The organism is Neorhizobium huautlense, assembly GCF_030811685.1.
Classification (GTDB): Bacteria; Pseudomonadota; Alphaproteobacteria; order Rhizobiales; family Rhizobiaceae; genus Neorhizobium; species Neorhizobium huautlense_A.
Genome location: NZ_JAUSRF010000009.1, coordinates 110,622 through 135,832 on the forward strand (window position 1 = coordinate 110,622; position 25,211 = coordinate 135,832).

At 59.0% G+C, this 25,211-nt stretch carries 28 protein-coding genes and 1 pseudogene; 9 read left to right on the forward strand and 20 right to left on the reverse strand.

The window, feature by feature from the left end; genetic code table 11:
• Positions 1-12 precede the first annotated feature (12 nt).
• From J2T09_RS14840 to J2T09_RS14870, 7 genes are all read right to left on the reverse strand, one after another.
• Positions 13-441, reverse strand: coding sequence for a hypothetical protein (locus J2T09_RS14840; RefSeq protein ID WP_306835937.1), 429 nt, complete (start codon positions 439-441; stop codon positions 13-15).
• Between the two features lie 14 nt (positions 442-455).
• Positions 456-686: a hypothetical protein gene (locus J2T09_RS14845; RefSeq protein ID WP_306835938.1), complete on the reverse strand. Its 231-nt coding sequence runs from the start codon at positions 684-686 to the stop codon at positions 456-458.
• Between the two features lie 90 nt (positions 687-776).
• Entirely contained in the window at positions 777-1,022 is a 246-nt protein-coding gene (locus J2T09_RS14850; RefSeq protein ID WP_306835939.1) for a hypothetical protein, read from the reverse strand.
• Positions 1,023-1,107: 85 nt separating this feature from the next.
• Positions 1,108-4,569, reverse strand: a complete 3,462-nt coding sequence (locus J2T09_RS14855; protein ID WP_306835941.1) for a chromosome segregation SMC family protein — start codon at positions 4,567-4,569, stop codon at positions 1,108-1,110.
• Positions 4,570-4,650: 81 nt separating this feature from the next.
• Positions 4,651-5,361, reverse strand: a complete 711-nt coding sequence (locus J2T09_RS14860) for a DsbA family protein (RefSeq protein WP_373458475.1) — start codon at positions 5,359-5,361, stop codon at positions 4,651-4,653.
• A gap of 196 nt (positions 5,362-5,557) precedes the next feature.
• A complete protein-coding gene (locus J2T09_RS14865; RefSeq protein ID WP_306835945.1) occupies positions 5,558-6,079 on the reverse strand; it encodes a DUF721 domain-containing protein in 522 nt (173 codons plus the stop codon).
• Positions 6,076-7,281 carry an O-antigen ligase family protein gene (locus J2T09_RS14870; protein ID WP_306835947.1) on the reverse strand — a complete coding sequence of 402 codons (1,206 nt, stop codon included), beginning with the start codon at positions 7,279-7,281 and terminating at the stop codon, positions 6,076-6,078. Before J2T09_RS14870 ends, J2T09_RS14865 begins: the two co-directional genes overlap by 4 nt.
• 84 nt (positions 7,282-7,365) lie before the next feature.
• On the opposite strand from J2T09_RS14870, the gene mutY reads away from it, so the two are divergent.
• Positions 7,366-8,445 (forward strand): A/G-specific adenine glycosylase, encoded by a 1,080-nt coding sequence (mutY, locus tag J2T09_RS14875; protein WP_306835949.1) that lies wholly within the window; start codon positions 7,366-7,368, stop codon positions 8,443-8,445.
• Positions 8,446-8,475: 30 nt separating this feature from the next.
• Positions 8,476-9,090 carry an HAD family hydrolase gene (locus J2T09_RS14880; protein WP_306835951.1) on the forward strand — a complete coding sequence of 205 codons (615 nt, stop codon included), beginning with the start codon at positions 8,476-8,478 and terminating at the stop codon, positions 9,088-9,090.
• 81 nt (positions 9,091-9,171) lie between these two features.
• Here J2T09_RS14880 and J2T09_RS14885 read toward each other — a convergent pair whose 3' ends face one another.
• From J2T09_RS14885 to J2T09_RS14895, 3 genes are all read right to left on the reverse strand, one after another.
• Positions 9,172-9,330 carry a hypothetical protein gene (locus J2T09_RS14885; RefSeq protein WP_306835952.1) on the reverse strand — a complete coding sequence of 53 codons (159 nt, stop codon included), beginning with the start codon at positions 9,328-9,330 and terminating at the stop codon, positions 9,172-9,174.
• 84 nt (positions 9,331-9,414) lie between these two features.
• Positions 9,415-10,236 carry a hypothetical protein gene (locus J2T09_RS14890; RefSeq protein ID WP_306835953.1) on the reverse strand — a complete coding sequence of 274 codons (822 nt, stop codon included), beginning with the start codon at positions 10,234-10,236 and terminating at the stop codon, positions 9,415-9,417.
• 196 nt (positions 10,237-10,432) lie between these two features.
• On the reverse strand, positions 10,433-11,566 hold the full coding sequence (locus J2T09_RS14895; RefSeq protein WP_306835955.1) for a site-specific DNA-methyltransferase: 1,134 nt from the start codon (positions 11,564-11,566) through the stop codon (positions 10,433-10,435).
• 121 nt (positions 11,567-11,687) lie between these two features.
• Between J2T09_RS14895 and J2T09_RS14900 the strand changes: the two genes are divergently transcribed.
• Positions 11,688-12,056: a type II toxin-antitoxin system ParD family antitoxin gene (locus J2T09_RS14900; protein ID WP_306835958.1), complete on the forward strand. Its 369-nt coding sequence runs from the start codon at positions 11,688-11,690 to the stop codon at positions 12,054-12,056.
• Positions 12,057-12,172: 116 nt separating this feature from the next.
• Here the strand turns inward: J2T09_RS14900 and J2T09_RS14905 are convergent, their stop codons facing one another.
• The 3 genes from J2T09_RS14905 to J2T09_RS14915 form a co-directional block, all read right to left on the reverse strand.
• Positions 12,173-12,436, reverse strand: coding sequence for a hypothetical protein (locus J2T09_RS14905; RefSeq protein ID WP_306835959.1), 264 nt, complete (start codon positions 12,434-12,436; stop codon positions 12,173-12,175).
• A 64-nt stretch (positions 12,437-12,500) separates the two neighbouring features.
• Positions 12,501-12,848, reverse strand: a complete 348-nt coding sequence (locus tag J2T09_RS14910) for an antibiotic biosynthesis monooxygenase family protein (protein WP_306835961.1) — start codon at positions 12,846-12,848, stop codon at positions 12,501-12,503.
• Complete coding sequence (locus J2T09_RS14915) at positions 12,845-13,174, reverse strand: NIPSNAP family protein (protein WP_306835963.1); 330 nt, start codon at positions 13,172-13,174, stop codon at positions 12,845-12,847. Before J2T09_RS14915 ends, J2T09_RS14910 begins: the two co-directional genes overlap by 4 nt.
• 106 nt (positions 13,175-13,280) lie before the next feature.
• Here J2T09_RS14915 and J2T09_RS14920 point away from each other — a divergent pair, with 106 nt between their 5' ends.
• On the forward strand, positions 13,281-13,964 hold the full coding sequence (locus J2T09_RS14920) for an ArsR/SmtB family transcription factor (RefSeq protein WP_306835965.1): 684 nt from the start codon (positions 13,281-13,283) through the stop codon (positions 13,962-13,964).
• A gap of 76 nt (positions 13,965-14,040) precedes the next feature.
• A complete protein-coding gene (locus J2T09_RS14925) occupies positions 14,041-14,727 on the forward strand; it encodes an HAD family hydrolase (RefSeq protein WP_306835968.1) in 687 nt (228 codons plus the stop codon).
• Between the two features lie 33 nt (positions 14,728-14,760).
• On the opposite strand, the gene J2T09_RS14930 is transcribed toward J2T09_RS14925, so the two are convergent.
• The 3 genes from J2T09_RS14930 to J2T09_RS14940 all read right to left on the reverse strand — a co-directional run bounded on the left by J2T09_RS14930 (position 14,761) and on the right by J2T09_RS14940 (position 18,521).
• Positions 14,761-15,300 carry an SMI1/KNR4 family protein gene (locus tag J2T09_RS14930; RefSeq protein ID WP_306835969.1) on the reverse strand — a complete coding sequence of 180 codons (540 nt, stop codon included), beginning with the start codon at positions 15,298-15,300 and terminating at the stop codon, positions 14,761-14,763.
• 213 nt (positions 15,301-15,513) lie between these two features.
• The gene (locus J2T09_RS14935; RefSeq protein WP_306835971.1) at positions 15,514-16,491 is read right to left on the reverse strand and encodes a glycosyltransferase family 2 protein; all 978 of its coding nucleotides are present in this window, start codon (positions 16,489-16,491) and stop codon (positions 15,514-15,516) included.
• An 8-nt stretch (positions 16,492-16,499) separates the two neighbouring features.
• Positions 16,500-18,521 carry a hypothetical protein gene (locus J2T09_RS14940; RefSeq protein ID WP_306835973.1) on the reverse strand — a complete coding sequence of 674 codons (2,022 nt, stop codon included), beginning with the start codon at positions 18,519-18,521 and terminating at the stop codon, positions 16,500-16,502.
• A 113-nt stretch (positions 18,522-18,634) separates the two neighbouring features.
• Between J2T09_RS14940 and J2T09_RS14945 the strand changes: the two genes are divergently transcribed.
• From J2T09_RS14945 to J2T09_RS14950, 3 genes and pseudogenes are all read left to right on the forward strand, one after another.
• Positions 18,635-19,327, forward strand: a complete 693-nt coding sequence (locus J2T09_RS14945) for a class I SAM-dependent methyltransferase (RefSeq protein ID WP_306835975.1) — start codon at positions 18,635-18,637, stop codon at positions 19,325-19,327.
• Entirely contained in the window at positions 19,312-19,731 is a 420-nt protein-coding gene (locus J2T09_RS27595; RefSeq protein WP_373458469.1) for a GtrA family protein, read from the forward strand. The genes J2T09_RS14945 and J2T09_RS27595 overlap by 16 nt, the downstream gene beginning before the upstream one ends.
• Positions 19,732-19,882: 151 nt before the next feature.
• A pseudogene (locus J2T09_RS14950) lies at positions 19,883-20,035 on the forward strand (HAD family hydrolase); the annotation flags it as partial.
• Positions 20,036-20,215: 180 nt separating this feature from the next.
• Here J2T09_RS14950 and fdhA read toward each other — a convergent pair.
• From fdhA to J2T09_RS14970, 4 genes are all read right to left on the reverse strand, one after another.
• Positions 20,216-21,406, reverse strand: a complete 1,191-nt coding sequence (gene fdhA / locus J2T09_RS14955; protein ID WP_306835978.1) for a formaldehyde dehydrogenase, glutathione-independent — start codon at positions 21,404-21,406, stop codon at positions 20,216-20,218.
• 194 nt (positions 21,407-21,600) lie between these two features.
• Complete coding sequence (locus tag J2T09_RS14960) at positions 21,601-21,897, reverse strand: hypothetical protein (protein WP_306835980.1); 297 nt, start codon at positions 21,895-21,897, stop codon at positions 21,601-21,603.
• Between the two features lie 6 nt (positions 21,898-21,903).
• Positions 21,904-22,821 carry a hypothetical protein gene (locus J2T09_RS14965; RefSeq protein ID WP_306835982.1) on the reverse strand — a complete coding sequence of 306 codons (918 nt, stop codon included), beginning with the start codon at positions 22,819-22,821 and terminating at the stop codon, positions 21,904-21,906.
• Positions 22,822-22,926: 105 nt separating this feature from the next.
• On the reverse strand, positions 22,927-23,559 hold the full coding sequence (locus J2T09_RS14970; RefSeq protein ID WP_306835985.1) for a PilZ domain-containing protein: 633 nt from the start codon (positions 23,557-23,559) through the stop codon (positions 22,927-22,929).
• A 245-nt stretch (positions 23,560-23,804) separates the two neighbouring features.
• Here J2T09_RS14970 and thrC point away from each other — a divergent pair, with 245 nt between their 5' ends.
• Entirely contained in the window at positions 23,805-25,211 is a 1,407-nt protein-coding gene (thrC, locus tag J2T09_RS14975; RefSeq protein WP_306835986.1) for a threonine synthase, read from the forward strand.

Consider the following 25,211-nt stretch of genomic DNA (forward strand, 5'->3'; position numbering starts at 1 on the left):
GCCGGAGGAAACCTAAAAATCAGGGCGAAGCGCAAGAACCTTGGCCCTCAGAACGTCGGGCAAAACCCCGATGACCGGCCCCTTGTTATCCGATTTTCGACGATCGAAAAACAGTGCCATCCAGGGCAGGCCGGAGGTCCGGTTTGTAACGACCAGTGTCTCCAGTCGCAGACCGCATTCTTTCAGGTGATCGGGATCATCGATGATGAAACTGTATTCATCAAGCCTGTCCAGTTGTTTGGTGCAATAGAGAATACTGACCCAAGGGATGTTCGTTCCGGTCTTTCCAAGTTCGCGATATCCGGCCTTCCTGACAATACATGGCCTGTAATATGGCCCCGGCGCGAAGGGTTTATCGACATGCGGAAATGCACACCAGACAAAGTCCCACCTCCTGGGAAGCGGGACGACGCCGGTGTCGTAACAATCGCCGGGGCTCAAGGATAGGCTTCCGCTCAGGTCGAAATCGGCTTCAATTCACCAAGGTCACCAAAACCCTCTTGGACAAGGGCATCGAGCTTTTCAAAGTAGGCGGGATCGTAATCAGGGCCGGCACGGTTGGCACGCTGAAACTCGGCAGGCACGGAATCCTCTTCCGTCGTCTGCCCCCCGGCGTCCATCCACGAGGCAAGGTCTTCGCTCTCAATCGCGTATGAGAAATGCGCACTCACCACAATCCGGGTCACGTTTTCTCTCCACAGGCCGGCATCAGGGAAATGTCTTTAAGGATCAAAACCACAAATTTCTGCCGAATAGCACGCCGTTGCAGCGGTATGTCATGGGTCCTTAGAACCGCAAGAATACAATTTTGTCGCCAGAAAAGCTACCATTTTGCGACCTTCAGCAGCGGCTTCCGCATCGCTCAATTCCGGCAACGCGATCTCATGCGCCGCCATCAGATCCCGAAGCTCGGAATAATCGACAGCCAGCAAGAACATCGCCCGCTGACGACTGATCCGCCCTTCCGAAAAATCCAGCAATGTCTTTTCGACTGCTGGCTGCGGTGTCTTTGCATTCAGCATGCCCAACCCTCCGCTTAACTTGCTCGGCTTGACCATATGCCTTTTACCGTCGCCGTTCAAACGGCAACAATTCGCCTCTCCGCCCTCACACCGCCTCGGCCAGCTGCTCGGCCGCCTGCAGATCCACCGACACCAGCTGGCTGACGCCCTGCTCGGCCATGGTGACGCCGAACAGGCGGTTCATGCGGGCCATGGTGATCGGATTGTGGGTGATGATCACGAAACGGGTCGCGGTCGAGGCCGCCATTTCGTCCATCAGGTTGCAGTAACGCTCGACATTGTGGTCGTCGAGCGGGGCGTCCACTTCGTCCAGCACGCAGATCGGCGCCGGATTGGTGAGGAAGACGGCGAAGATCAGCGCCATCGCCGTCAGCGCCTGTTCGCCGCCCGAAAGCAGCGTCATCGTCTGCGGTTTCTTGCCCGGCGGGCGAGCGAGAATTTCGAGGCCGGCTTCGAGCGGATCGTCGCTTTCGATCAGCTGCAGTTCCGCCGTGCCACCATTGAACAGGTGGGTGAACAGCCGCTGGAACTGGGTGTTGACCACGTCGAAGGCGGCGATCAGGCGTTCGCGACCCTCGCGGTTCAAACTCTGGATGGCGCCGCGCAGTTTCTTGATGGCATCGATCACGTCATCGCGCTCGCGGGTGAGCGCTTCGAGCTTTTCGGAAAGCTCTTTCTGCTCCTCATCGGCGCGCAGGTTGACGGCGCCAAGCCGTTCGCGCTCGATCTTCAGGCGATCCAGCTCGCGCTCCACCTGCGCGATATCCGGCGGCGGCGCTTCGTGGCCGAGGCCGGTCAGACGCCATGCCTCATGCGGTTCGCAGCTCAGCGCCTCGCGGATGCGGACTTCCGTCTCGTTGCGGCGCTCGGCGGCGGAAACCAGACGCTCCTCGGCGCGGCCACGGCGTTCGCGGGTTTCGGCCAGTTCCGACAGAGCGATCGTAGCGATACGGTCGGCTTCGCGCTGGCGGTTTTCGGCCTCGACCAGAATGTCGGATGCAGCCTTGCGGGCATCTTCCGCTTTCTGCAATTCATTGAGCAGAGCCCGGCGTTTGTCGTCGAATTCTTCCGGCGCGAGGTCGAGATCGACCATTTCCTCACGCGCCTCTTCCTCGCGTTCGCGCAGCGAAGCGATATGGTCTTCGGCGCTGGCCGCACGGCCCTGCCAGGTGGCGCGTTCCTGACCTATTGCCGCGACGCGGCGGCGACGGGCATCGGTTTCGCGCGAAAGGCCCTCGTAGCGGGCACGGGCTTCAGCCAACAGGCCGCGATCGGTGGCGACGGTTGCCTGCTGCTCGCGCAGGCGGGCATCGACCTCATCGACATTGGGGGCATCTTCCAGCTCTGCGCGGGCGGCTTCGTCCTGCTCGGAAACTTCCGCGATCTGTTCGCGCAACTGTTCCAACGCGGCAGCTGCCACATCACGACGGCGCATCAGGTCGCCGGATGCACGCTCGGCTGCGGCCAAGGCCTCACGGGCCTCCGCCAACTGACGCTGGGCGATACGGCTGCGCTCACGGGCATCGTGAAGCCGCAGTTCTTCGGTGGCGATCGCATCGATGGCGGCGGCGGCCAGCGTTTCGGCTTCCGAGAGCGCAATCTGCGCCTCGTCGATTTCCGCTTCCAGTTCCGACAGACGGTTCTTCTGGGCAAGCCGCAGGGCAGCGGCGCTGGGCGCTTCCGAACCGGTAACATGGCCATCCCAGCGGAACACCGCGCCTTCACGTGTCACCAGCCGCTGGCCGGGTTTCAACTGCGGCATCAGGCGGTTGGCATTGTCGAGATCGGTGATACCGATCTGCGACAGGCGACGGGCCAACTGCGGCGGCGCGATCACATGCGTAATCATCGCCTCGACGCCATCGGGCAGAGCCGGATCGGAACCCGCATCACCGGCACCGGACCAGTAGGACGGCGCGGAAGAATCCAGCGCGCTTTCGAGATCATCGCCCAGCACGGCACCAACAGCCGTTTCATACCCACGGTCAACACGGATAACCTCGGCCACCGGCGGATAAGTGCCGGACGTGTCACCTGCCGCCAGCATGCGGCGGATGGTCTTGCTTTCGGTTTCCAGCCCGCCCAGATGCGAACGTGCGGCCACGACCGGGGCGCGCGCGTCTGCCTCCCTGCGGCGGGCAAGACCAAGCGCCTCCTCGACGTCCTCGATCAAAACCGCGATATCCTCGACGGCGATTTCCGCCGCTTCCACCGCCTCACGGCGCTCGGACGGATCAGCCAGACCGGACAGACGCTCATCGATACCCGTCAACTCCGCCTGCGCCTCGCCAAGCGAGCGTTCCAGACGGCCACGGCGGTCGGCCAGATCACGGATGACGCGTTCAAGCTGCTGGCGACCGGCGGCGGCTTCGGCGCGCTCGGCGGTCACTTGCGCAAACACCCGCTCGCTATCGACAAGGCTTGCGGCTGCCCCCTCGAATGCTTCGCGCAACTCCTCGGCTTCCGCACCGCTTTCGGCCAGCAGTTCGGCAAGCTCCGCCTCTTCCGCATCGAGACGCGCCAGCACCTCGGCGTTTTCCGAAACCAGCCGTTCCTCACGGCGAATATCTTCGCCCAGTTGCGCCAAGCGCCGGGTCAACTCGTCGCGGCGACGCAGCAGACGGCCCGCCTCTTCCTCCAGCTGGCCACGGGCAATCTGCAGGCGCTGCAATGCGGCACCGGCGGCCGCTTCCGCTTCGCGCAGTTCCGGCAGTTTGTGCGACACGATCGCCTGGTTCTTGGCCGCCTCCATCTGCGCCTGCGCCTTTTCGGCGACAATGGCGGTGGCCTGGTTGAGCGTGCTGACGGCCTCGCCCTCGGCCTCCTTGGCCTGCACCCAGCGGATATGCAGAAGCATGGCCTCGCGGGCGCGGATATCGGCAGACAGGCTCTTGAACCGGTTGGCCTGACGCGCCTGACGCTTCAGGCTTTCGATCTGGCTTTCCAGCTGCGCCACGACATCTTCAAGACGCTCAAGGTTCGTTTCCGCAGCCCGCAGGCGCAGTTCCGCTTCGTGGCGGCGCGAATGCAGGCCGGAAATACCGGCGGCCTCTTCCAGCAACTGGCGACGGGCCTGCGGTTTGGCCGAAATCAGCTCACCGATACGCCCCTGCCCCACCATGGAAGGCGAGCGCGCGCCGGTGGAGGCATCGGCGAACAGAAGCTGCACATCCTTGGCACGCGCTTCCTTGCCGTTGATGCGGTAGACCGAACCCTGCTCGCGCTCGATGCGGCGCGACACCTGAATCTCGTCGGCATCGTTGAACGCGGCCGGCGCGGTGCGGTCAGAATTGTCGAGATAAAGGCCGACTTCGGCGGTGTTGCGGGCCGGGCGGTTGCCGGAACCGGAAAAGATCACGTCGTCCATGCCGGACGCGCGCATGTTCTTGTAGGAATTTTCGCCCATCACCCAACGCAGCGCCTCGACAAGATTGGACTTGCCGCAGCCATTGGGGCCGACAACGCCGGTCAGGCCGGGTTCGATGATGAATTCGGTGGGTTCGACAAAGGATTTGAAACCGACGACGCGGAGGCGATTGAACTTCAACGGTTCAGCCTCCCCGCTTCGGTTGATGAAGAAATCGCGGACGTGCCAAAACGACCGTCCGCGATCATCTCGCAGACAGGTTTAGAGAAGGCTGTCGAAAAGAGCCGACATGTTCTCAACCGTCATGTCCCCAGCATAGCGCTCGCCGTTGATGATGAAGGTCGGCGTCGAGTTGACACCAAAGTCCTTGGCGCCGCGCTGCATCGTCGCGTTCACATCATCGAGAAGCTTCTGGTTGGTCAAGCAGGCGTTGAAGCTTTCCTGTGAAAAACCGGCAATCTTGACGGCCTGCATCAGGGCATTGCGAACATTGCCGTCGCCGGGGGCGGCCCAGGCGCGCTGTTGTTTGAACAGCATGGAAATCATCGGGTAATACTGATCGGACGTGGCAAGCTCGGTCGGCTTGGACGGGTTGCAGCGTGCCAGCATGAAGGCAGCGGTCGCAGCCGGATCGAACGGGAATTCGCGGATGATGAAGCGCACCTTGCCGGTATCGACATATTTTTCCTTGATCGGATCGAATGTCGTGGCGTGGAAATGGGCGCAATGCGGGCAGGTCATCGACATGTATTCGACAACGGTGATCGGCGCGTCATCCTTGCCGACCTGCATTTCCGGCAGCGGGCCGGGCTTCAGAACTTCGGCCATATCGACCTTGCCATCGGATGTGGGCTTTTCCTGAGCCTGTGCCGTGGCGATCGAACCGACGAAGGTCAGGCCGAGAGCGGTGGAGGCGGATCCTGCGAGAACGGCGCGGCGGCTGAGGCTCGCGGCAAAAGTCTCGTTGGTCATCGTCTGAGTGGTCATGAAGACACCTGTTGAGAGGAATAAAACTGTCGAGATTTCCGTAGCCTGCCGAATTGTGTCCGACAAGAGCGGCTTGGATTACTCTTTTCAAACAATTGTGACGAGGAATGGACAAGGCAAGCCCGGGGGCGGCGATGGGGCGGCAATGGGACGATTGGGCGCAGGATCGCAGATGCGACAATCACCGCCGCAACGTCCGCTTCTTCTGCAGCACCGCCGTGCCGAGCCGCGTGACGGCATTGCGAAGCGCATCATTGTCGATGCCCTCCATCATCTCGTCCAGTTTTCGCGCCGCCTCGCCTTTCAGCGGCGGCGGTTTGGGGCGATGGCGCGGCGCCTGTACCACCGGCTTCTGCAGGATGCGGATCTGGCGGATCGCCGGAAAACCGAAAAATGCGTTGATGCGGCCGATCAGTTCGCCCTGCGCATGGGAAAGAAACAGCGCGCGCGCGCCTTCGCAGGCAATCGTCAGCGTGCCGGCCTGATAGCCGGTATCCGTGCCGGGTTCGCGGCGTGGCCAGGCGATCTTTTCCGGCCGGGTGCACTCGGCAAAATCCTCGCCGGCGATTTCATCCCAGGAGCCGAGCAGCGCGGTGGAAATGCCGGCGCGCTTGGCCAGAACCGGATCGATGATACCGTTCGCCACCTCGGCGATCTGGTGCGCACCACGGCGTATGAATTGTTTCTTGTTCGTCTCGCTCATGATCCCTGCCCGGCGCGTCTTTTCGGTGGCAGCAATATCACCTTTTGCGAAAGCGGCATTGCCACGATCAATGCGAACCACAGGAAGATGCTATCATAGATGTCCTGGAAGAACAGGATATTGGTGGACCCGGCAACGGCATAACCGAACAGGATCAGCAGCGCCATGAACAGCCGCTTGCGGCGCGCCACCGTGGTCGGATTGCGCAGCACGCACAAAAGCGGCGAAAACAGCATCAGCAGCGTTGCGACAAGACCGGCGAAACCGGCATCGAAGGTGACGGTGATGAAACCGTTATGGAAATGCGAATAGGAATATCCCAGTTTCGAAATGAATTCCTGGCGGTTCTGCACGCCATAACCCAGCCAGGGATTTTCGACGATCAGTCCGCTTGCATATTGCCACAGCGCCATGCGCGCCGTGTAGGATTCGTCGGCGCCTGTGTCGTTGGCAAAATAACCCAGCATGTCGATCAGCCGCTCGGAATGTTGCAATCCGAGCGCCATGATCGCAAGCAGCGCGACGGCCAGCAGGGCCGCGCCCTTCCGATTGTAGAACCGCCGCAGTTTTTGCGGAAACAGCACGAACAGCATGACCAGCGCGATGACGGGAATAGGCAGCACGCCGCGTGATTGCGAAAGAAGAATGCAAAGAATGCCGGCAACAAAACCGACCCAGCCGAGCGCCTGCCGTTGCGGCCGCGGCGAAACGGTGCTGAGCAGCGACACCGAAGCCAGCATGGCGCAGATCATGCTGAACGGCAGCGCATTGCCGAGCCCACCATGGGCGCGCATCGCGAACAACTCCACCTGGATCACCGCGACGGGCAGCGCCAGGATGCCGCAAAAGGCGGCGCCGACGACGAAGGCATCGATCAGAGCCGAGGTGGAACCGACGCGCAGGCGCGGCAGGACGAGCGGGAAAAACACGAAGGCCGACAGTGCAACGAGACGACTGAGCAGCCGGTCTGCCGTCGCCGGATCGTAATTGACCAGAGCCGCCAGAAGAATGGTTGCCGCATAAAGCCATGCCGGGCCGATGATATAGAGATCACTGCGCTGGAAGCGCGCCGGAAAGCGCTTTAATGCCAGCGAAATCAGCGCCCAGCCCATGGAAATGCCCAGCAGGATGGTGATGATCGAGCCTGCGATACCGGCCGCGCCGCCGACCATGGCAAGACAGGCAACGTTGTTTCGTTGCATCGAAGGCAGTTTCATTCCGGCTCTTTTCATTGACGCATCACACGGGGAGGATTTAGGAGAGAGGCCCGTGATTGGAAGCTGACTTTGCACTCTGGCGTAAAAATACCCAACACCTATGGTGCCGAACTGCTGACTTGGTACGATCGTCACCATCGCGAATTGCCATGGCGCGTCAGCCCTTCCGCAGCCAAAGCCGGAAAATTTGCGAACCCCTATCACATCTGGCTATCGGAAGTCATGCTGCAGCAGACGACCGTGCAGGCCGTCAAACCCTATTTCGCAAAATTCCTGGCGCTCTGGCCCAGGGTGGAAGATCTCGCCGCAGCCCCTGCCGATGACGTGATGGCCGCATGGGCGGGCCTGGGTTATTACGCCCGCGCCCGCAACCTGAAAAAATGCGCCGAAGCGGTGGCGCGTGATCATGGCGGCATCTTTCCCGATACGGAAGCCGGATTGAAGGCGCTGCCGGGTATCGGCGATTATACCGCCGCAGCCGTTGCCGCCATCGCGTTCAACCGACAGGCGGCGGTGATGGACGGCAATGTCGAGCGGGTGATTTCCCGGCTCTTTGCCATCGATGGCCCGCTTCCCGGCTCGAAACCGCTGATGAAGCAGAAGGTGGCGGAACTGACGCCAGCAGATCGTCCCGGCGATTTCGCGCAGGCGATGATGGATCTCGGCGCCACCATCTGCACGCCAAAACGGCCTGCCTGCGCGCTCTGTCCGTTCAATAGCCGCTGTCTGGCATTCGCAAATGACGAGCCCGAACGTTTTCCGGTAAAGGCGCCGAAAAAGGCAAAACCGGTGCGCGTCGGCGCCGCTTTCGTGGCCGTAACCCCCGATGGCGAAATTCTGCTGCGCCGCCGTATCGAGACCGGGCTTCTGGGCGGCATGACGGAAGTGCCGACCACGGCATGGACGGCGCGTTTCGATGGCGGCACGACGCCGGAGCACGCACCTTTTCCCGGCAACTGGGAAGCCTGCGGCCAGATCGTCCACGTCTTCACCCATTTCGAACTGCGGCTTTCGGTCTATCGTCTGCAGCACGAGAAGATCGAGACGGAAGGCGGCGGCTGGTGGGAACCGGTGACCAATCTCGAAGCACAGGCATTGCCGACCGTCATGAAAAAGGCAATCGTGCAGGCGATACCGCTCGCGTTTTAAAAACTGTAATACGGATATCAGGAAGGTTTCATGGCCGCTCACATCGACCACATCGTCTTCGACATCGGCAAGGTGCTGATCCACTACGACCCGAACATTCCCTTCAGCCGCATCATTCCCGACGATGGCGAACGTCGCTGGTTTTTCGAAAATGTCTGCACCCACGACTGGAACCTGGAACAGGACCGCGGCCGCACCTGGGAAGAGGCGGAAGACCTGCTGATTGCGGAACATCCCGACCGCGAGGAACAGATCCGCGCGTTTCGAAAACACTGGCGCGAGATGGTGCCGCATGCCTATGAGGGCTCGGTTGCAATCATGGAAAGCCTGATCGACCAGGGCCGCGACGTGACTATGCTCACCAACTTTGCCTCCGACACGTTTCGCCATGCGCAGGAACTGTTTCCGTTCCTGAAAAAGCCGCGCGGCGTGACGGTGTCCGGCGATATCAAGCTGATCAAGCCGGATGTGGCGATCTATGAAAAACACGCCCGCGATTTCGGCCTGAAACCGGAAGCGACCCTGTTCATCGACGACAGTTATCCGAATGTCGAAGGCGCGCGGAAAGCCGGATGGCAGGCGGTTCATTTTGTCGATGCCGAGACGCTGAAGAGGGATTTGGATGCGTTGGGCGTGGCGTATTAGGCCGGACAACGCTCTATCTTTCCGTCATCCCGGCCTTGTGCCGGGATCCAGCTGACGCACGTCTGCGTGGTGAAAGGGTCCTCAGCCTATCCGCGCTTCCGCCTTCAGCTCGGCAAGAAGCACCTCAGCACGAACCTCGCGACCTTCACCGCTCGCCATGCCTTCGGCATAAGCCTTCTTAAGCCGCTTTTGCATCATCTCTGCCTGATGCGGTGTGAGCGAGACGGTAAGAGTGCGCATGGACCGGCCTTTCGTTTGAAAGGGCAACTTAACACGCATCACAAGAACTAACAAAAATTGTTAGCGGGCTTGGTACGCATCGCGCTAAAACCCCTGCAACGCTTGCGGCACGACATAGGCGCCATCCTTGAAACGCAGGCGATGTTTGGCGGTCGTCGCCTTTTCGGTCTTCCTGCAATCCTCGGCGGTCTTTTCGGTCAGACGGTGAATGAGCGTATCTGACACAACGATATCGGCCATCGGTGATTTGGCAGGCACCATGGTGAGCGTGCGGTTCAGGTCTTCGAACTCACCGTTGCAATTGGTATCCCATTCTCCACCGAACTTGGCGACAACGAGATTTTCGAGAACCGGTTTCAACTGCTGCCCCTCAATGGCGAACAGCCAGAGACCGGCGTTGTTGTAAGGGTTCGGCCCAGAGCTGCCGCGCATCATCCGTCGCAATCCAAATGCCACGTTTCCCGGTGCCAGCTGATAAAATGCCGTATCGAAGGCAAGCTCTTCGATGAAGATCGCATCGTCATCCATCATGCCGTCCAGCCGATGCCGGTGCTTGACATCCAGACTGGCGCTGTCGAGCACGAGAATATCGAGATCGCCCTCGTGCATGCCCTCTTCCGGCGGCTTGCCCATCAGCGGCACGCCAACCAGCATCAGGCCCGGCCGGGCCGGCCAGGTGCGGCAGAGCACGGCTTGCGGATCGTCGCCGCTATCGGCCTCGGGCACGGTCAGCGTCTTGCCATCCATCTCGAACATGTTTTCCGGCAGCGCCTTTGCGCCCGGATAGGCCTTCCGGACGATTTCCACCACACGTGAACCACACGCATTTTCCGCCCCATGAGCAAACGGCATGGCTGCAAGCGAGCCGGCAAGCGCAATCGTGGCGCGCAAGGCGATGGCCGACATCAGGTCTTCTCCGGTTGGCAGCAATGCGTGGAGCTTGCCGCATAATCGCCTGGTCGCAAAGCACAAATAAAAGACGCCCGGTCTCATCGAAACCGGGCGTCAAGGATCCTCTTCCGGGACTAGAGGTACATGACCGGAAGAGGAATATCGCGATATGGCGGCCGCCGGGTCATCCTGCGGCCTTTGAACTGGTGGATCAGCCTGCCTTTGCCATATCGTTTCTGATGACGGTCCGCAGATCGTCGATGGGTTTCAAAACGCCGTCTTCCTCGTAGTGCCAGAAGGTCCAGCCATTGCAGGCATCGAACCCTTGCACCTTGGCGCCGAGGCGGTGGATCGAACCGGCGGCTCCGCCGGATGCCAGCGTGCCATCGGCACGCACGATGGCGCTGTAACGGCGTTTTGCATCGGTGAGCACCTGACCCGGACGGATGAGGCCCGATTCAACCAGCGTGTTGAAGGCGACGCGCGGTTCGGCCTTCTTGCCGGTCATGACGGTGAGTTCGGCGCCACCGAGCGGCTCGACGGCTTCGATACGGGCAGATGCCGCATCGATATAGTCCTGCTCGCGTTCGATGCCGACGAAGTTGCGGCCGAGACGTTTGGCAACGGCACCGGTCGTGCCCGAGCCGAAGAACGGATCGAGGATGATATCGCCCGGCTTGGTGCAGGACATGATGACACGCGCCAGCAGCGCTTCCGGCTTCTGGGTCGGATGCACCTTCTTGCCGTCATCGCCCTTCAGGCGTTCGCCGCCCGAGCAGATCGGGAACAGCCAGTCGGAGCGCATCTGCACGTCGTCGTTGGAGGCCTTGAGGGCATCGTAGTTGAACGTATAGCCCTTGGACTTGGCATCGCGGCTGGCCCAGATCATCGTCTCGTGAGCGTTCTGGAACCGGCGGCCTTTAAAATTCGGCATCGGGTTGGTCTTGCGCCAGACGATGTCGTTGAGGAGCCAGAAATTCAGGTCCTGCATGATCGCGCCGACGCGAAAGATGTTGTGGTAGGAGCCGATCACCCAGATCGTGCCATTGGGCTTGAGCACGCGGCGGCAGGCGAGCAGCCAGGCGCGGGTAAATGCATCGTACATTTCAAACGAGGCGAACTGGTCCCATTCGTCATCGACGGCATCGACCACGGAATGATCGGGACGGTGCAGCGTGCCGCCGAGCTGCAGGTTATACGGCGGGTCGGCAAAGATCGCATCGACCGAATGATCCGGCAGAGCGTTCAAAGCAGCGACGCAATCGCCCTTGATGATGGAGTTAAGCCAGTTCTTTGGCTGCTGGCGGGTCGATGTGATATCGGCCAGCGGGAATACGAACGCCATTTTGATACTCGCCTCTACGCTTACTCGGATACGTGTTTATTGACTGTTATGGTTACTGATTTTGGTTACCAAACACTGAACGGGCGGACGATTTCGGGAAAAGATTTGGCGTGGTGGGGAGATGGCAATTGCGGTAGACTCGCTGCAAACCAATATCCCGACGCCGACACGAGATAAGCCCATGCCGAATGTTGCTCTCGGAAGCCACTACGACGAGTTTATTAAGAAGCAGCTGGAAACAGGTCGCTATGACGATGCCAGCGAGGTTATCCGCGCCAGCTTGCGGCTGCTGGAAAATCATGAAGTCGAACACGAGCGCTGGCTGACGGAAGAGATCCCCGCGCGATACGACGAACTGATGAACGATCCCTCCAAAGGCGTGCCTGCCGAAGACGTGCGAGCACGTTTTGAAGCCAAACGCCGAGACGCCAACGAGCGTAGCAGGAATATCGGTGACGTCGTTCCGCGCGAGCGGAACGAACGCGCTTAGAGATGCGGAAAGACTTTAGCGCTCAAGAATTGCCGCGCTTCTCCTGATAGATGAGATAGGCCGCGAATGCACCGGCAATGACGATACCGACGATTGGTATCGTCATGAAAAGAACATCAAACATCGACATCGATGTCATCATCGGTCCTGATCCTTCTCAGCAACAATGCGCCAATCCAATGTAGCACAGCTGCAAAGAATAGCCAAAGAAGCGCACTGATGAAATTGGCGAGCTTCAGCTGGAAGCTCAAAAACGTCGCGGTTACAGGAACGATCGCACCAGCAGCACCTATCGCGGTCGCCAGTTGATTACACCAGGCCGCATGATGTTTGTTGAGTTCATTAAAGACCGCTACGTCACGCTTTGATAGGATTTTCATATTTGGGCCCGCCCGTTCACTCCGGCCCAAATACAATTATAAGTCGCACCGTATTGCAATCCCTTCACCCCGCATGCACGACCCTGCTGTCCTCCGGCACCTCCTCCCGCTCATTCATCCCATAATCGCGTAGCACATGCGCCACCCGCAGCCGGTAATCGGCAAAGATGCCGCCCCTTCCCGCCTTCTGGGCGGCGCGGTGGCTTTCTAGATTGCGCCATTGTTTCACCGCCCCCTCATCGCGCCAGAAAGACAGCGACAGGATCTTGCCGCGATTAGTAAGGCTCTCGAACCGTTCGATCGACACAAAACCGTCGATCGTCTCCAGTTCCTTGCGCAACTCTCCGGCGATATCGAGATAATGGTGACGTTCGCCCATGAAGGGCATGACTTCGAAAATGACGGCAATCATGGTTTTCCTCCCAATCCATGCGGCAGCGACAGGTTTTTCAGAAAAATCCGGTCCTCCTTCAGGATGAACCGTTCGCGCTTGGCGAATTCGTAATTCTGCCGCCCCAGCGGATCGGCCGCAAGGTTTGCGCGATAGGCCTCATAAGCCGCGAGGTTTTCGATATTGTACACACCGTAAGCCGTGGTCGCCGATCCCTCGTGCGGGCCAAAATAGCCGATCAGATCGGCGCCGTTGCGCGGAATGCACTGGCCCCAGACCTTCGAATATTCGGCGAACTCTTCGCGTTTGAACGGATCGATCTCGTAGCGGATAAAGCAGGTGATCATCAAAAATTTCCTTCTGTTGGCACGCCACCTTCTGCCATGCCGATTTGCGCCGATGTTTTGGTCTTGATCGAAGCATGCGAGCAAAATCCGTGCTAAAACTCGCGCCATGAAAGAAGGACCGGATATCGCCCGCCTGGGCACGCTGATCGGCGACCCCGCCCGCGCCAACATGCTGACCGCGCTGATGGGCGGGCAGGCGCTCACCGCGAGCGAACTGGCGCAGGCCGCCGGCGTGTCGCTGCCGACCGCCAGTTCGCATCTCTCCAAACTGGAGGATGGCGGGCTGCTGTCTCAGCGCAAGCAGGGCCGGCATCGCTATTTCGCACTGGCCGACACCGCCACCGGTGCCATGCTGGAAAGCCTGATGGGTTTTGCCGCCAGCCGTGGCCATCTGCGCCACAAGCCTGGGCCAAAGGACCCGGCCTTGCGCAAGGCGCGTGTCTGTTACGATCATCTCGCCGGCGATTTTGGCGTGCGCATGTTCGATAACCTGATCTGCGAAGGCACGATTATCGCCGAGGGCGAAAATCTGGTGCTGAGCGAAGCCGGCGAGGCACGTGTCTCAGCGCTCGGCATCAACATCGAAAAACTGCATTCGCCGCGCCGTCCGCTTTGCAAATCCTGCCTCGACTGGAGCGAGAGGCGCTCGCATCTGGCCGGCTCTCTCGGCCGGGCGCTTCTTGCTCATTTCATCGATCAGGGCTGGGCGCGAAGAATGGCAGACAGCCGCGTGATAACATTCACGCCGGAGGGCGAACGCCGCTTTATGGCCGTTTTTCCGGTCGATTGAGCCGTTTCGCATTGTTCAGCCAGTCCGCCTCGTGTAGATGCGGCTTACCCATCAGTTTTGAGAGAACTTTTTGCTCATGAGCGGTTTCGACCTCATCATCTTCGACTGTGACGGCGTTCTGGTCGATTCGGAAATCATCGCGGCGCAGGTGGAATCCCACCTCCTGACCGAAGCCGGTTACCCGATCAGCGCGGAAGAAATGGGCGAGCGTTTTGCCGGCATGACCTGGCGCAACATTCTTCTGCAAATCGAGCAGGAAGCCGATATTCCGCTGTCTGCCTCGCTGCTCGACAAGTCGGAAAAGCTGCTCGACGCCCGTCTTGCTCGCGACGTGAAGGTTATCGAGGGCGTGAAATTCGCGCTGGCACGGCTGACGACGCAGCGCTGCATCTGCTCCAACTCCTCCTCGGCGCGGCTCGACATGATGCTGACCAAGGTGGGGCTGAAACCCTATTTCGACGGCCATGTCTATTCGGCCAAGGATCTCGGGCCCGACCGGGTCAAGCCGAAGCCGGATATCTTCCTGCACGGCGCAGCACAGTTCGGCGTCGCGCCGGAACGCTGCATCGTCATCGAAGATTCCTCGCATGGCGTGCATGGCGCCCGTGCGGCCGGCATGCGTGTCATCGGTTTCACCGGCGCCTCGCACACCTATCCCAGCCATGCCGACCGCTTGACGGATGCCGGCGCGGAAACGGTGATTTCCCGCATGGCCGACCTGCCTGCCATGGTGGCGGCTCTGGCGGAATGGGAAGTTGTGTAACAGACAGCCCGAAAATCCGGGGAATACAAACAGTCACGCGATTTCGAGTGACCGTTTCAAGCGCTCGGCACGTGGCGTGTGCCAGTGGTCGTGGCCGCTCCGCTCATCGTCATCGAACAACATGCCCAGCCATGCGCTGAAGGATGAAGCCTGCGGGCAGAGATAGCTGTTGTCAGGGCTTCCCCAGCTCGCCCAACTGCGCACCCAGCTATAGGTGTCGCCGTAATCCTCCGGTCGCAATGACAGGATTATCTCCAGCAACCCCGGATCACCACCGATGGCCAGACATCCGGCCGGCAAGCGGTCACCCAATTCCTTGCTCCAGGACATGACCCGGTCAACGGAATAAAGACAATCGAGAAAATGCTCGGTCGGGTTCCCGCATCCGTCTTCGGGCAGAAGTGCGGTATGCCTGAACATGTTGGGATAGGGCCGGCCGCCATTAAAACCGATCAGGAAAGTGCGATAGCCGGCGGGCAGAACGAGACCGCTTTCCCGTTCCCAACCGGAAACAAGCTCGGCAATACCGTCCGTCCGCCAATCGTCCTCGACAGGGCTGATCGATATTTCCATGAACAAGCTCCGTTTTTCGACAGCCATGATCTGGTGTGCTGGAAGCAAAAAACCAGCCATGACGGACCACAGCTGGTTTCTTTTTCGCGTAAAGCTCAAGCCATATTGCCAAGCGCCCCATGCGGATCGAGCACGAATTTCGTCGCCGCCCCTTGGTCAAAACTCGCGTAACTCTCCGCTGCGTCCTCCAGCAGTTTCCCCTGAGAAGCAGTCTCACACCGTCTGAGCAGATGTTCGACAGTTTGGCGCCGTCCCATTTGTATTGATCGCATCAAGCACCGTAAACTGCGGCTCTTTATTCACCCTGGAATATATACGGCCGACATATTCCCCAAGAACACCAAGAAAAAACATTTGAACGCCGCTGACGAAAAGCAGTACGGCGATGGTGGAGGCCCAGCCTGGCTGATCGGTTCCAGCAATGAGCCTCTCGATGATAACGGCCGCAAACAGAAGCATGCTCAATAAAGACAGGACGAAACCGGAAACAGTTGCCACGCGAAGTGGAATGCTTGACCGGGTTGCCATCTTCAACCAGAGAGAAAGCAGCTTCTTGAGGGTATACCCGCTATCGCCTTCGGCCCTTGCCCCATGCTTTATTTCGACGACGGCGATGGAGTCGGTCACCGAAAGAATCAAGCCATCGACGTAGGTGAAGGGACCATCATAACGGATGATTTCTTTCACAAGGCTTCCACTCAAAGCCTTGAAGGAAGACAGATACAGACCTTTCGGCTTTTTCAGGAGAAGGCCCGCGGCAATATCATTCACCTTGCTGCCCAGCGTTTTGAAGGTGCTGTGCTTACGTTCGAGATAACGCGTGTAGCAGACATCGGCACCTTCCCGGATTTTCTCGGCCAAGGTAGATAAAGCCGAAGGCGGGTGTTGCAAATCGTCGTCCATGATGATCACGATCCGACCGACAGCAAAGTTGAGGCCGGCCATGATCGCATTATGTTGCCCCGCATTCTTGCGAAGCGAGATACATTTGAGCCATGGCCGATCTTTCGACAGGTCCCGCATCACCGACCAGCTGTGATCCGGACTGCGATCGTTTACGAGAACCACCTCATAACGATCGGGAGCCAAAATCGAAAGTTCGTCGGAAACTTGCCTGACGAGTTCCGGAAGGATGCCAGCACTTCGATAAACGGGTACGACGACTGAAATTTCCATAGCACCTGTGCTCATAACTCTCCTCACATGGAAAACTGCACTGTGACAGTGTCGCAATACGGCGTGCCGTTGTTCGCTATTGAAAGAGCAAGAATATCACCGGCAGGGATGGAAGCGGCCTTTACCTTGCCCGGCAAAACGGGCTCCTTCCAGATGACCTTTCCGTCAACAGACAAGACGATAGACACTCCGTCCGCATTCGGGCAGGATTTCAAGGCGTCGGCAGGTATACTAAAAGAAACCGATTTCGGCGGCGCGCTGTCCAACAGCTTCAACGGCACGGTCAACGACGTCTCACTGGTTGCCCCCGGATGGACCGACAGCCAGTTGTCGCCGATTGGCCCGATATTTCCCCAAACATCTCCCAAAACCTCCTCTCGCAGAGCAAATCTTGCCTCCATGGAGTTTCTGAACTGCTCGCGCCACGCCGGATTAACTTCGTAGAGAACGGGAAGCAGCCGTTCGATATCATCCGCATTCAACGGCCGGTTTTTCTTGTACAGAAAGGCATCAACGCCTGCCGATAACCGGTACGGCCCGCCGATCTTCGTAAACCCACTGCCGAAATCCTTCCCTTCAACGATCAGGTCGTTGGGAACCTGCAAGTGTCGCTGCGTACCGGGCGCCAGATGCGTCATTGCGGGTATGGATGCCACCTGATACTTCGCCCGCATCGGCTCAAATCTAAAAGGCTGCACCGAAGCCAGATGAGGTACTGTCGTAACATGAGCCGAAACATCTGGCGCAAGGCTCTTCAGGAGCTCACTTGACAAGACAAGGCTCGAGCCGAAGGTGTTGATCTTTTCGCGATCGGTCCGGTTCTGGCGGATGGCAGTCAAAAGCTCGTCGTAACCCTCCCGATTGTCGAGAAGAAGCGGTCTGTTCTCAAGCGGATACAAATTATCAGGCAACCAGCGCGGCGCCACAGTCGATCCGACGAGCAACACTACGGCATATATTGCATAAACGGACATCAGATACCGATCACGCAACCGGAAGATTGCACCGATGGATTTGACCCCGAAAATCAGCGGCGGGAAGAGCCAGAATGCAACCGGCATGAAGTGGTGAACGCCCATGAGCTGGGTTTTCGTGAACAATACGTAGACCACGATCGCAACGGCCGCGCAGAAAAGTACCTCATGCGCCTTCTTCCAGGCTGCGCAAAAAACGCCCAGCATTATCAAGCCGCAACCGACCACGCCCACGCGCTGGGTGGCTACCGAGAGATTTGCGGCGGGGGACTGGTAGTAGGCGGCGTAGATGTCACCGTAATCCGTGGCGATTATTCGACTGACGAGACCATATTGCATGGTCAGGGCAAGAATGCAGAATACCCCGGTTACAACCGCGAAATTCAGCACGAGGCGGAAAAAGACCTTAGCCTCGATCAAAGTCCGGCGATTGGCAATGATTGCAAATATGAGAGCAACCGCCATCAGCCCGACAACGCTATAGGCATACCATCGCCTGAAAAGAAAAGCCGCCCATAACGCCAGGCCCACGAAGAGCAACTGCCGAAATCGTGCCTTTGCCAGGTAACCCGTGTCAAGAATAACGATCGTTGCAACGGCAAGCGGAATGAGGCCAATGATGTCCCACATGCCGCGCAGGGTGGGAGCCAGCAAGGGGATGCTTGACAAAGCAACGACGAGAACAGCGAACTGGGAAAAACGATCACGCACATGCGCCGTTCTGTTTGCCAGACAAGCCATCAGGATGCAGGCAGGAATCCCGTATAGGACCGCGATTGTCGCGACATAGGCAGCGCGTCCTCCCCCAAGAAGCAAATAGGTTGGCATAAGAGGTACGGCACCGGAGATATTATAATCCATAGCATATATGGATTGCGCAATTTCCCGAACCCAGCCGAAGCCGCCAAACGCCGCGCCTAAGCGTTGATACATTCGCCAGAATTCACCAAAATCCCAGACATAGACAGGATCTTCGAGGCTCACGAAATACAAGCAAAACAATACATACGTAATTGAAAATACAAATAGGAAAGCGACACTTACAATCCAGCGTTGACTTGAAACGAGCAATGACCACCCTCCAATTTGCCCGCACCACAACACCCATGTACAAAGGTTGTCAAGCAGCAGAGTCGCACCCAGCGCGTGCCGAGTTGAATTGAGGTTGAGGGACCGAAAGACCTATGGACGATAAGAGCGAATTTGACGCCTACCGGACCACCTACAAGGATACAGTCAACCAGTCGATCTCGTTTTCGGGGCTTGACGTTGACTTCTTCACCAAGGTCAAGGCGGTCAGACTGCTGGATCTCCTGCGGGAAAAGGTAGGCGATCCCCGAGACCTCTCCGTTCTCGACGTCGGCTGCGGAGTCGGTACATATCACCCGCTTCTTGGTGCGGACATTGGAACGATCACCGGCATCGATCCTTCACTTGAATGCGTCATGGAAGGGCAATCCAAAAACCCGAATGTGGATTACCGGCACTATGACGGGGGCCATGTCCCCTTCCCGGACGATACATTCGATGCATCTTTTGCAATCTGCGTCATGCACCACGTACCTCCGCAACAGTGGCCGACCTTCAGCCGCGAGATGGTTCGCGTGACGCGTCCCGGCGGATTGGTGATCGTGTTCGAGCACAATCCCTTCAACCCTCTGACGCGGCGCGCCGTCAACACTTGCCCGTTCGATGCAGATGCCGTCCTGCTGACGAAATCGCAGACCACCCGACATTTCCAGTCCGCAGGCCTGAAAGACATCGAAGGGCGGTATATTCTGACGATACCGGCCTTGAGCAAATTCCCGCGAAGAGTTGACGATGTTTTCGGCGGCATTCCGCTCGGCGCACAATATTTCGTATGTGGCCACCCTTGAGATCCGCAGCAGAGAAAAATCTGGCCCAGACGTTACGCTTCATATTGGTAGGCGCCAGCAATACCATTTTCTATTTCTTGACCGCTAATGCGCTACATTATGTCCTTGGGGTTGAACGAGATATTTCATCCTATGTTTCGTATGGCCTTGTTCTGCCCTTGTCGTTCCTTGGGCACAGGAAATTCACTTTCAGATCGTCATCTCCTCCGCTGTCCGAATGGCTTCGCTTCTGCGTCATGCAGGCTCTATGCCTCTGCATCATCGGCGGGGTGAACGCGGCAGCAAACAGCTACCCTGCGTTTCCCACCTGGCTCAGTTTTGCCGCCATCAGCATCCTGATACCTGCGCTCAGCTTCGTCATCATGCAATTATGGGTTTTTGCCGCTCGCAGACCGAGAAGATAGCCATCGTTCAAAAAACGGAGCTGGAACGGGTACCTATCATGGTATTGGCGGCGCGGGCTTGTGCGTTCAAGGCTTCCTTGCGCTCGTCAGTGGCCCGCTTCTGTCGAGTAAACTCTTTCGTGGGCGGGAACTGGCGTTGTCGGAAGGCAGGGCCGGCATGCGGGTTATCGGCTTTACCGGCGCCTCGCACACCTATCCCAGCCATGCCGACCGTTTGACCGATGCCAGCGCGGAAACGGTGATTTCCCGCATGGCCCACCTGCCCGCCATGGTGGCGGCGCTGGCGGAATGGGAAGTGGTGTGAGATTCGGGGGAACTGAGCCCCCACACCGTCATTCCTGTGCTCGTCACAGGAATCCAGCGACCGCGCGTCTGCGCGGTCAGAGGAGTCTTTCCAGCCCAAGTCCTTGGGCTGGCTGGATCCCGGCTCAACCCTCGGGTTTGACCCGAGGGCGGATGACGGAAGTGAGAGGCCACCCAGCCCTTACGCCACCTTGCCAAGCGCCCCATGCGGGTCGAGCACGAACTTTGTCGCCGCGCCCTGGTCAAAACTCTCGTACCCCTGCGCCGCATCTTCCAGCGAAATCACTTTGGCGTTGACGATATCGGCGATCGGCAGGCGGTCGTGCAGGATGGCCTGCATCAGCTGGCGGTTATACTTCAGCACCGGTGTCTGGCCGGTGTGGAATGACTGCGCCTTAGCCCAACCCAGACCGAACCGCAGGGACAGGCTGCCCTGCTTGGCCGCCGCATCAACCGCACCTGGATCCTCCGTCACGTAAAGCCCCGGAATGCCGATCGAACCGGCAGCACGCGTAATCTCCATCATCTGGTTCAAGACGATGGCTGGCTGCTCGCCACCGGCATGGCCGCGCGCCTCGAAACCGACGGCATCGATGGCGCTGTCCACCTCATCGCTGCCGACCACCTGCGCAATCATGTCGCCGAGACGGTCGGATTGTGAGAGATCGATCGGCTCGAACCCGACCTTTTTGGCATGCGCCAGACGCTCCTTGTTGAAATCGCCGATCATGACCACGGCAGCGCCGAGAATGCGGGCGGAGGCGGCGGCCGCCAGCCCCACCGGGCCGGCACCGGCAACATAAACCGTCGAGCCGACACCCACCCCTGCCCTCACCGCACCATGAAAACCGGTCGGCAGAATGTCGGACAGCATGGTGAGGTCGCGGATCTTTGACATCGCCCGGTCGCGATCCGGAAATTTCAACAGGTTGAAATCGGCGTACGGAATGGTGACGTATTTCGCCTGCCCGCCGATCCAGCCGCCCATATCGACATAACCATAAGCGCCGCCGGCACGTGACGGGTTCACCGTCAGGCACACACCAGTATCCTGGCTTTTGCAGCAACGGCAACGGCCGCAGGCGACGTTGAAGGGTACGGAAACGATATCGCCGATCTCCAGCATCTCGACATCGACGCCCTTTTCGATCACCTCGCCGGTGATTTCATGGCCGAGCACGAGGCCGGGCATGGCGGTGGTGCGGCCGCGCACCATGTGCTGATCGGACCCGCAGATGTTTGTCGAAATGACTTTCAGGATGACGCCGTGCTCGATGCGCCGGCCATCCGGCGCCTCCAGTTTCGGATCATCGATATCGCGGACTTCCACCTTGCCGGGTTTCAGATAAACGACGCCTCGGTTCCTGCTCATACCATTTCCTCCCTGGTTGAACTTTTCTGCACGGCCATCCCTCCTCGGACGGGCGCGCAACCTTCCATTCGTTCTGCTGTTTCATGAGACCATGCGGGGCGCATTCGAACGCCTACGAAAACGACATGGCCGGCCGATAAAGACGACATATGGTCTGGAATAGGCGCAAGGGAACCGTGAGGGCAAAAAAGGCGCTATTCGCAGTCCAGAACGGAAAAGTTGTCGAGGACGAGCGTGCCATAGGCGGGATACGCCATCACCTGGAACTGGATGGTCGAGGCCCCTTGCGAATAGGTGCAAAAGACCGTGCGGCCTGCCGCCAAAGCCTGCCCCATCCAGAGGTGCCCGACACTGCGAAAGGGCATATGTCGGTAAGTGCCGGGTTCAGTCGGGATAACATCACCCTCGAAAGAACCGACCGGATTGCCTTCGTAATAAAAGCTGACGAGCAGCCTGGACGCAGGAATGGATTCGGAATCGTAAGGTCGCATCGTGTTCTACACGTCGAGATCGAGCGTGCCTGTTACCTTTGCAAAGGCGGGCAGAACCTTTGCCAGAAGCGCATCCTCCGGCACGGCGACAGGTGGGTGAAGCCGACACAACGGGCTGGCCTCGAACAGCGGATGCGCCACCTCCGGCATCTCCAGCCCTTTCAGCTCGCGAATACGACAAGCGGCCAGCAGTTCGACCGGCAGGAACCAGTGATTATACTCGCGCACCGGATCGTAATCATCGACACCGCTGCCGAGAACATGGAAGTCGGCAGCCTGCAGCAGGGCTTTAGTAAACACCGCCGGGTCTTCGTGCAGCACATGTTTTGCAAGCCCGGCAAAACCGTCCAGCTGGTCATCCTCGGGTTCGGCGTAAAGGTCGATCTCATCACCGCTCCACGCCCGGTAGAGTTTGATCGACAGCCAGGGCACATATTGCGGCAGGGCCTCCCAGGCGATGTTGCCGGCCCCGCCCTCCTGTTCGTCCCATCGGTCGAACAGCGTATCGGCAAGGCGAATGGCATGATCCGGCCAGCCCAACGCCAGCATCAGCGACACGGTGTCGAAATCTTTCAGATAGAGTTTGTAGCCGGCGGGATCGTCGGACTCCATGATTGCGTGGGCGCATTCCAGATGCCAGAATGCATGCAGGCCTGCGAGAGCAATCTGTTCTTGCGGATGCGGGCCATTGTTGAAGCTTTGCTGCATCGCCTGCATCAGATGCCAGTAGCGGATATCGCGCATCGCAGCGGGAACAAGCTTTTTCTGGGCACCATCCGCCAGAAAGGGTTCGAGAATTTTCTCAACTCTTCTGTCATACATTCGCGCGCGATTGGCCGGCTCGGACATCCATTCAGCAACGTGATCCCGCTGTTCGCGAAAATTCTTCTGCAGCACCTTTTTCACACGATCGGCGTCGGACATGCTTCAGGCTCCATGCGCAATATCAGGTCGTCGAAATGGCTTCAAAAACAAAAAAGCCCAGCCACGCTTGCGTGAGGCCGGGCCTTTTCTTGCATTTGTTTAAACTCACCCCCGGCGTGCCGGCTTTTTCGGCGCGGCCTTGCCCGTATCGAAACCGATGCGCACCGTGGTGAAGCGCGAAGCGCCACCGACGGCATTCGGGATCGCAACGTCCGGCTTCTGGAAGATGAACTGGCCGCTGCCTTCCGGCGGGATGGTCGCGTTGAAGGCGACCTTCTGCGAATAGATGATATCGTTGCCATCCACCACTTCCACCAGAGCCGGCAGCGACACGTCGCCGGTCTTGCCGGCGGCGCCGGCCACGATGCGTCCTTGCGCCATCACGTTGATGGTCAGCGTGGTTTCGCTGGCGGTGCAGGAGCGTGTCACGTCGGCGAAGGATGCCTGGTAGATCAGCTTGCTGTCGTCGCCCTCTGCGGCCTTGCCAGCGTAAGAGCGGTGGAAGCCGGTATCGGCGCGGATCACCACCTGCGGGCAATAGGCCTGTACCACCGGCGTGACATTGGCCTGTGCCTCGGCGCGGCTGGCGGCACCGAGATCGGGCGTCGTGCAACCGGCAAGAACGGCCACGGCAGATACGCCGGCGCCAACGCGCAAAACCGTCTTGAAAGATGCCGTGGTCAGGGATGTTTTTCCAAACACGTTACTCAACCCTTTTGCATATCTGATCTGCCGCATGGCCGATCCTGACTTGATCTCTGGCGCGCCCGGAACCTTCCGGCACCTCTTCAAGCCAAGGTCTATAGCAGTGGCAAAATCAAAAATCGATCCGTCATGAGACGAAAATCACCTGCACGTTGAAACACATGCGAATGCGGCGAAATTCGTGCAGTCGAACCGCTGGCGTGCAATCCGGGCTCGCAATCCCCATCGGCTTTCTGTATTGAAGGCTCAACTTTTATACGCCTTCTTTGTTCTGGGGAATGAACTTCGTGGAATACATCTCGACACGCGGCGAAGCACCCGCGCTCAGCTTTCGCGACGCACTCATGGCCGGCCTTGCCCGCGATGGTGGCCTTTATGTTCCGCGCGAATGGCCGACCTTCTCCAAAAAAGACATCAAGGCCCTGCGCGGCAAGACCTATCAGGACGTCGCCTTCGCGGTGATCAGCCGGTTCGTCGGCGATGAGATCGCAGCCGACAAGCTCAAAGCGATGATCGACGAAGCCTATGCCACATTCCGCCACCCCGCCGTCGTGCCGCTGGTGCAGACCGGTCCCAATGACTTCGTTCTCGAGCTTTTCCACGGCACCACGCTCGCCTTCAAGGACGTGGCGATGCAGCTGCTCGCCCGCCTGATGGACCATGTGCTGGCCGAGCGCGGCCAGCGTGCCACCATCGTCGGCGCCACGTCCGGCGATACCGGCGGTGCCGCCATCGACGCCTTTGCGGGGCGCGAGCGCACCGATGTCTTCATCCTCTTCCCGCACGGAAAAGTTTCCCCCGTTCAGCAGCGCCAGATGACCTCCTCTGGTGCATCGAACGTCTATGCGGTTGCCGTGAAGGGCAATTTCGACGATTGCCAGAACCTCGTGAAAGAGATGTTCAACGACGTTGCCTTCCGCGAAAAGGTCGGCCTGTCGGGCGTGAACTCGATCAATTGGGCGCGCATCATGGCGCAGGTGGTCTATTATTTTACATCCGCCCTCTCGCTCGGCGCACCCGATCGCAAGGTGTCGTTCACGGTGCCGACCGGCAATTTCGGCGATATCTTTGCCGGTTACGTGGCCAAGAAGATGGGCCTGCCCATCGAGCGTCTGGCGATCTCCACCAATGACAACGACATTCTGGCCCGCACCCTGAAGACCGGCCGTTACGAGATGAAGGGCGTGCACGCGACCACCTCGCCGTCGATGGATATCCAGATCTCGTCCAATTTCGAACGCCTTCTGTTCGAAGCTTATGGCCGTGATGCCGGTGCGGTGCGCAATGCCATGGCAAGCCTGAAACAGTCGGGTTCGTTCGAGATCCAGCCCGAAGCGCTGAAAAGCATCCGCCGCGAGTTCCGTGCCGCCCGCGCTACCGAAAAACAGGTGGCTGCAACGATCAAGGAAACGCTGGCAGAGACCGGTTACCTGATCGATCCACATACCGCGACCGCCGTTTTTGCGGCGAAAAAACTCGCAAAACCGGGCGTTCCGATGGTGACGCTGTCGACCGCGCACCCGGCCAAGTTCCCGGCTGCAGTAGAATCCGCTTGCGGAATTTCTCCGGCACTTCCACTATGGCTTGCTGATTTAATGACACGGGAGGAGCGTTTCGATCTCTTGGATGCCGACCTGAAAGCCGTTGAAGGCTTTATCGGCAAACATGCTCGGGCCACCGCCTGA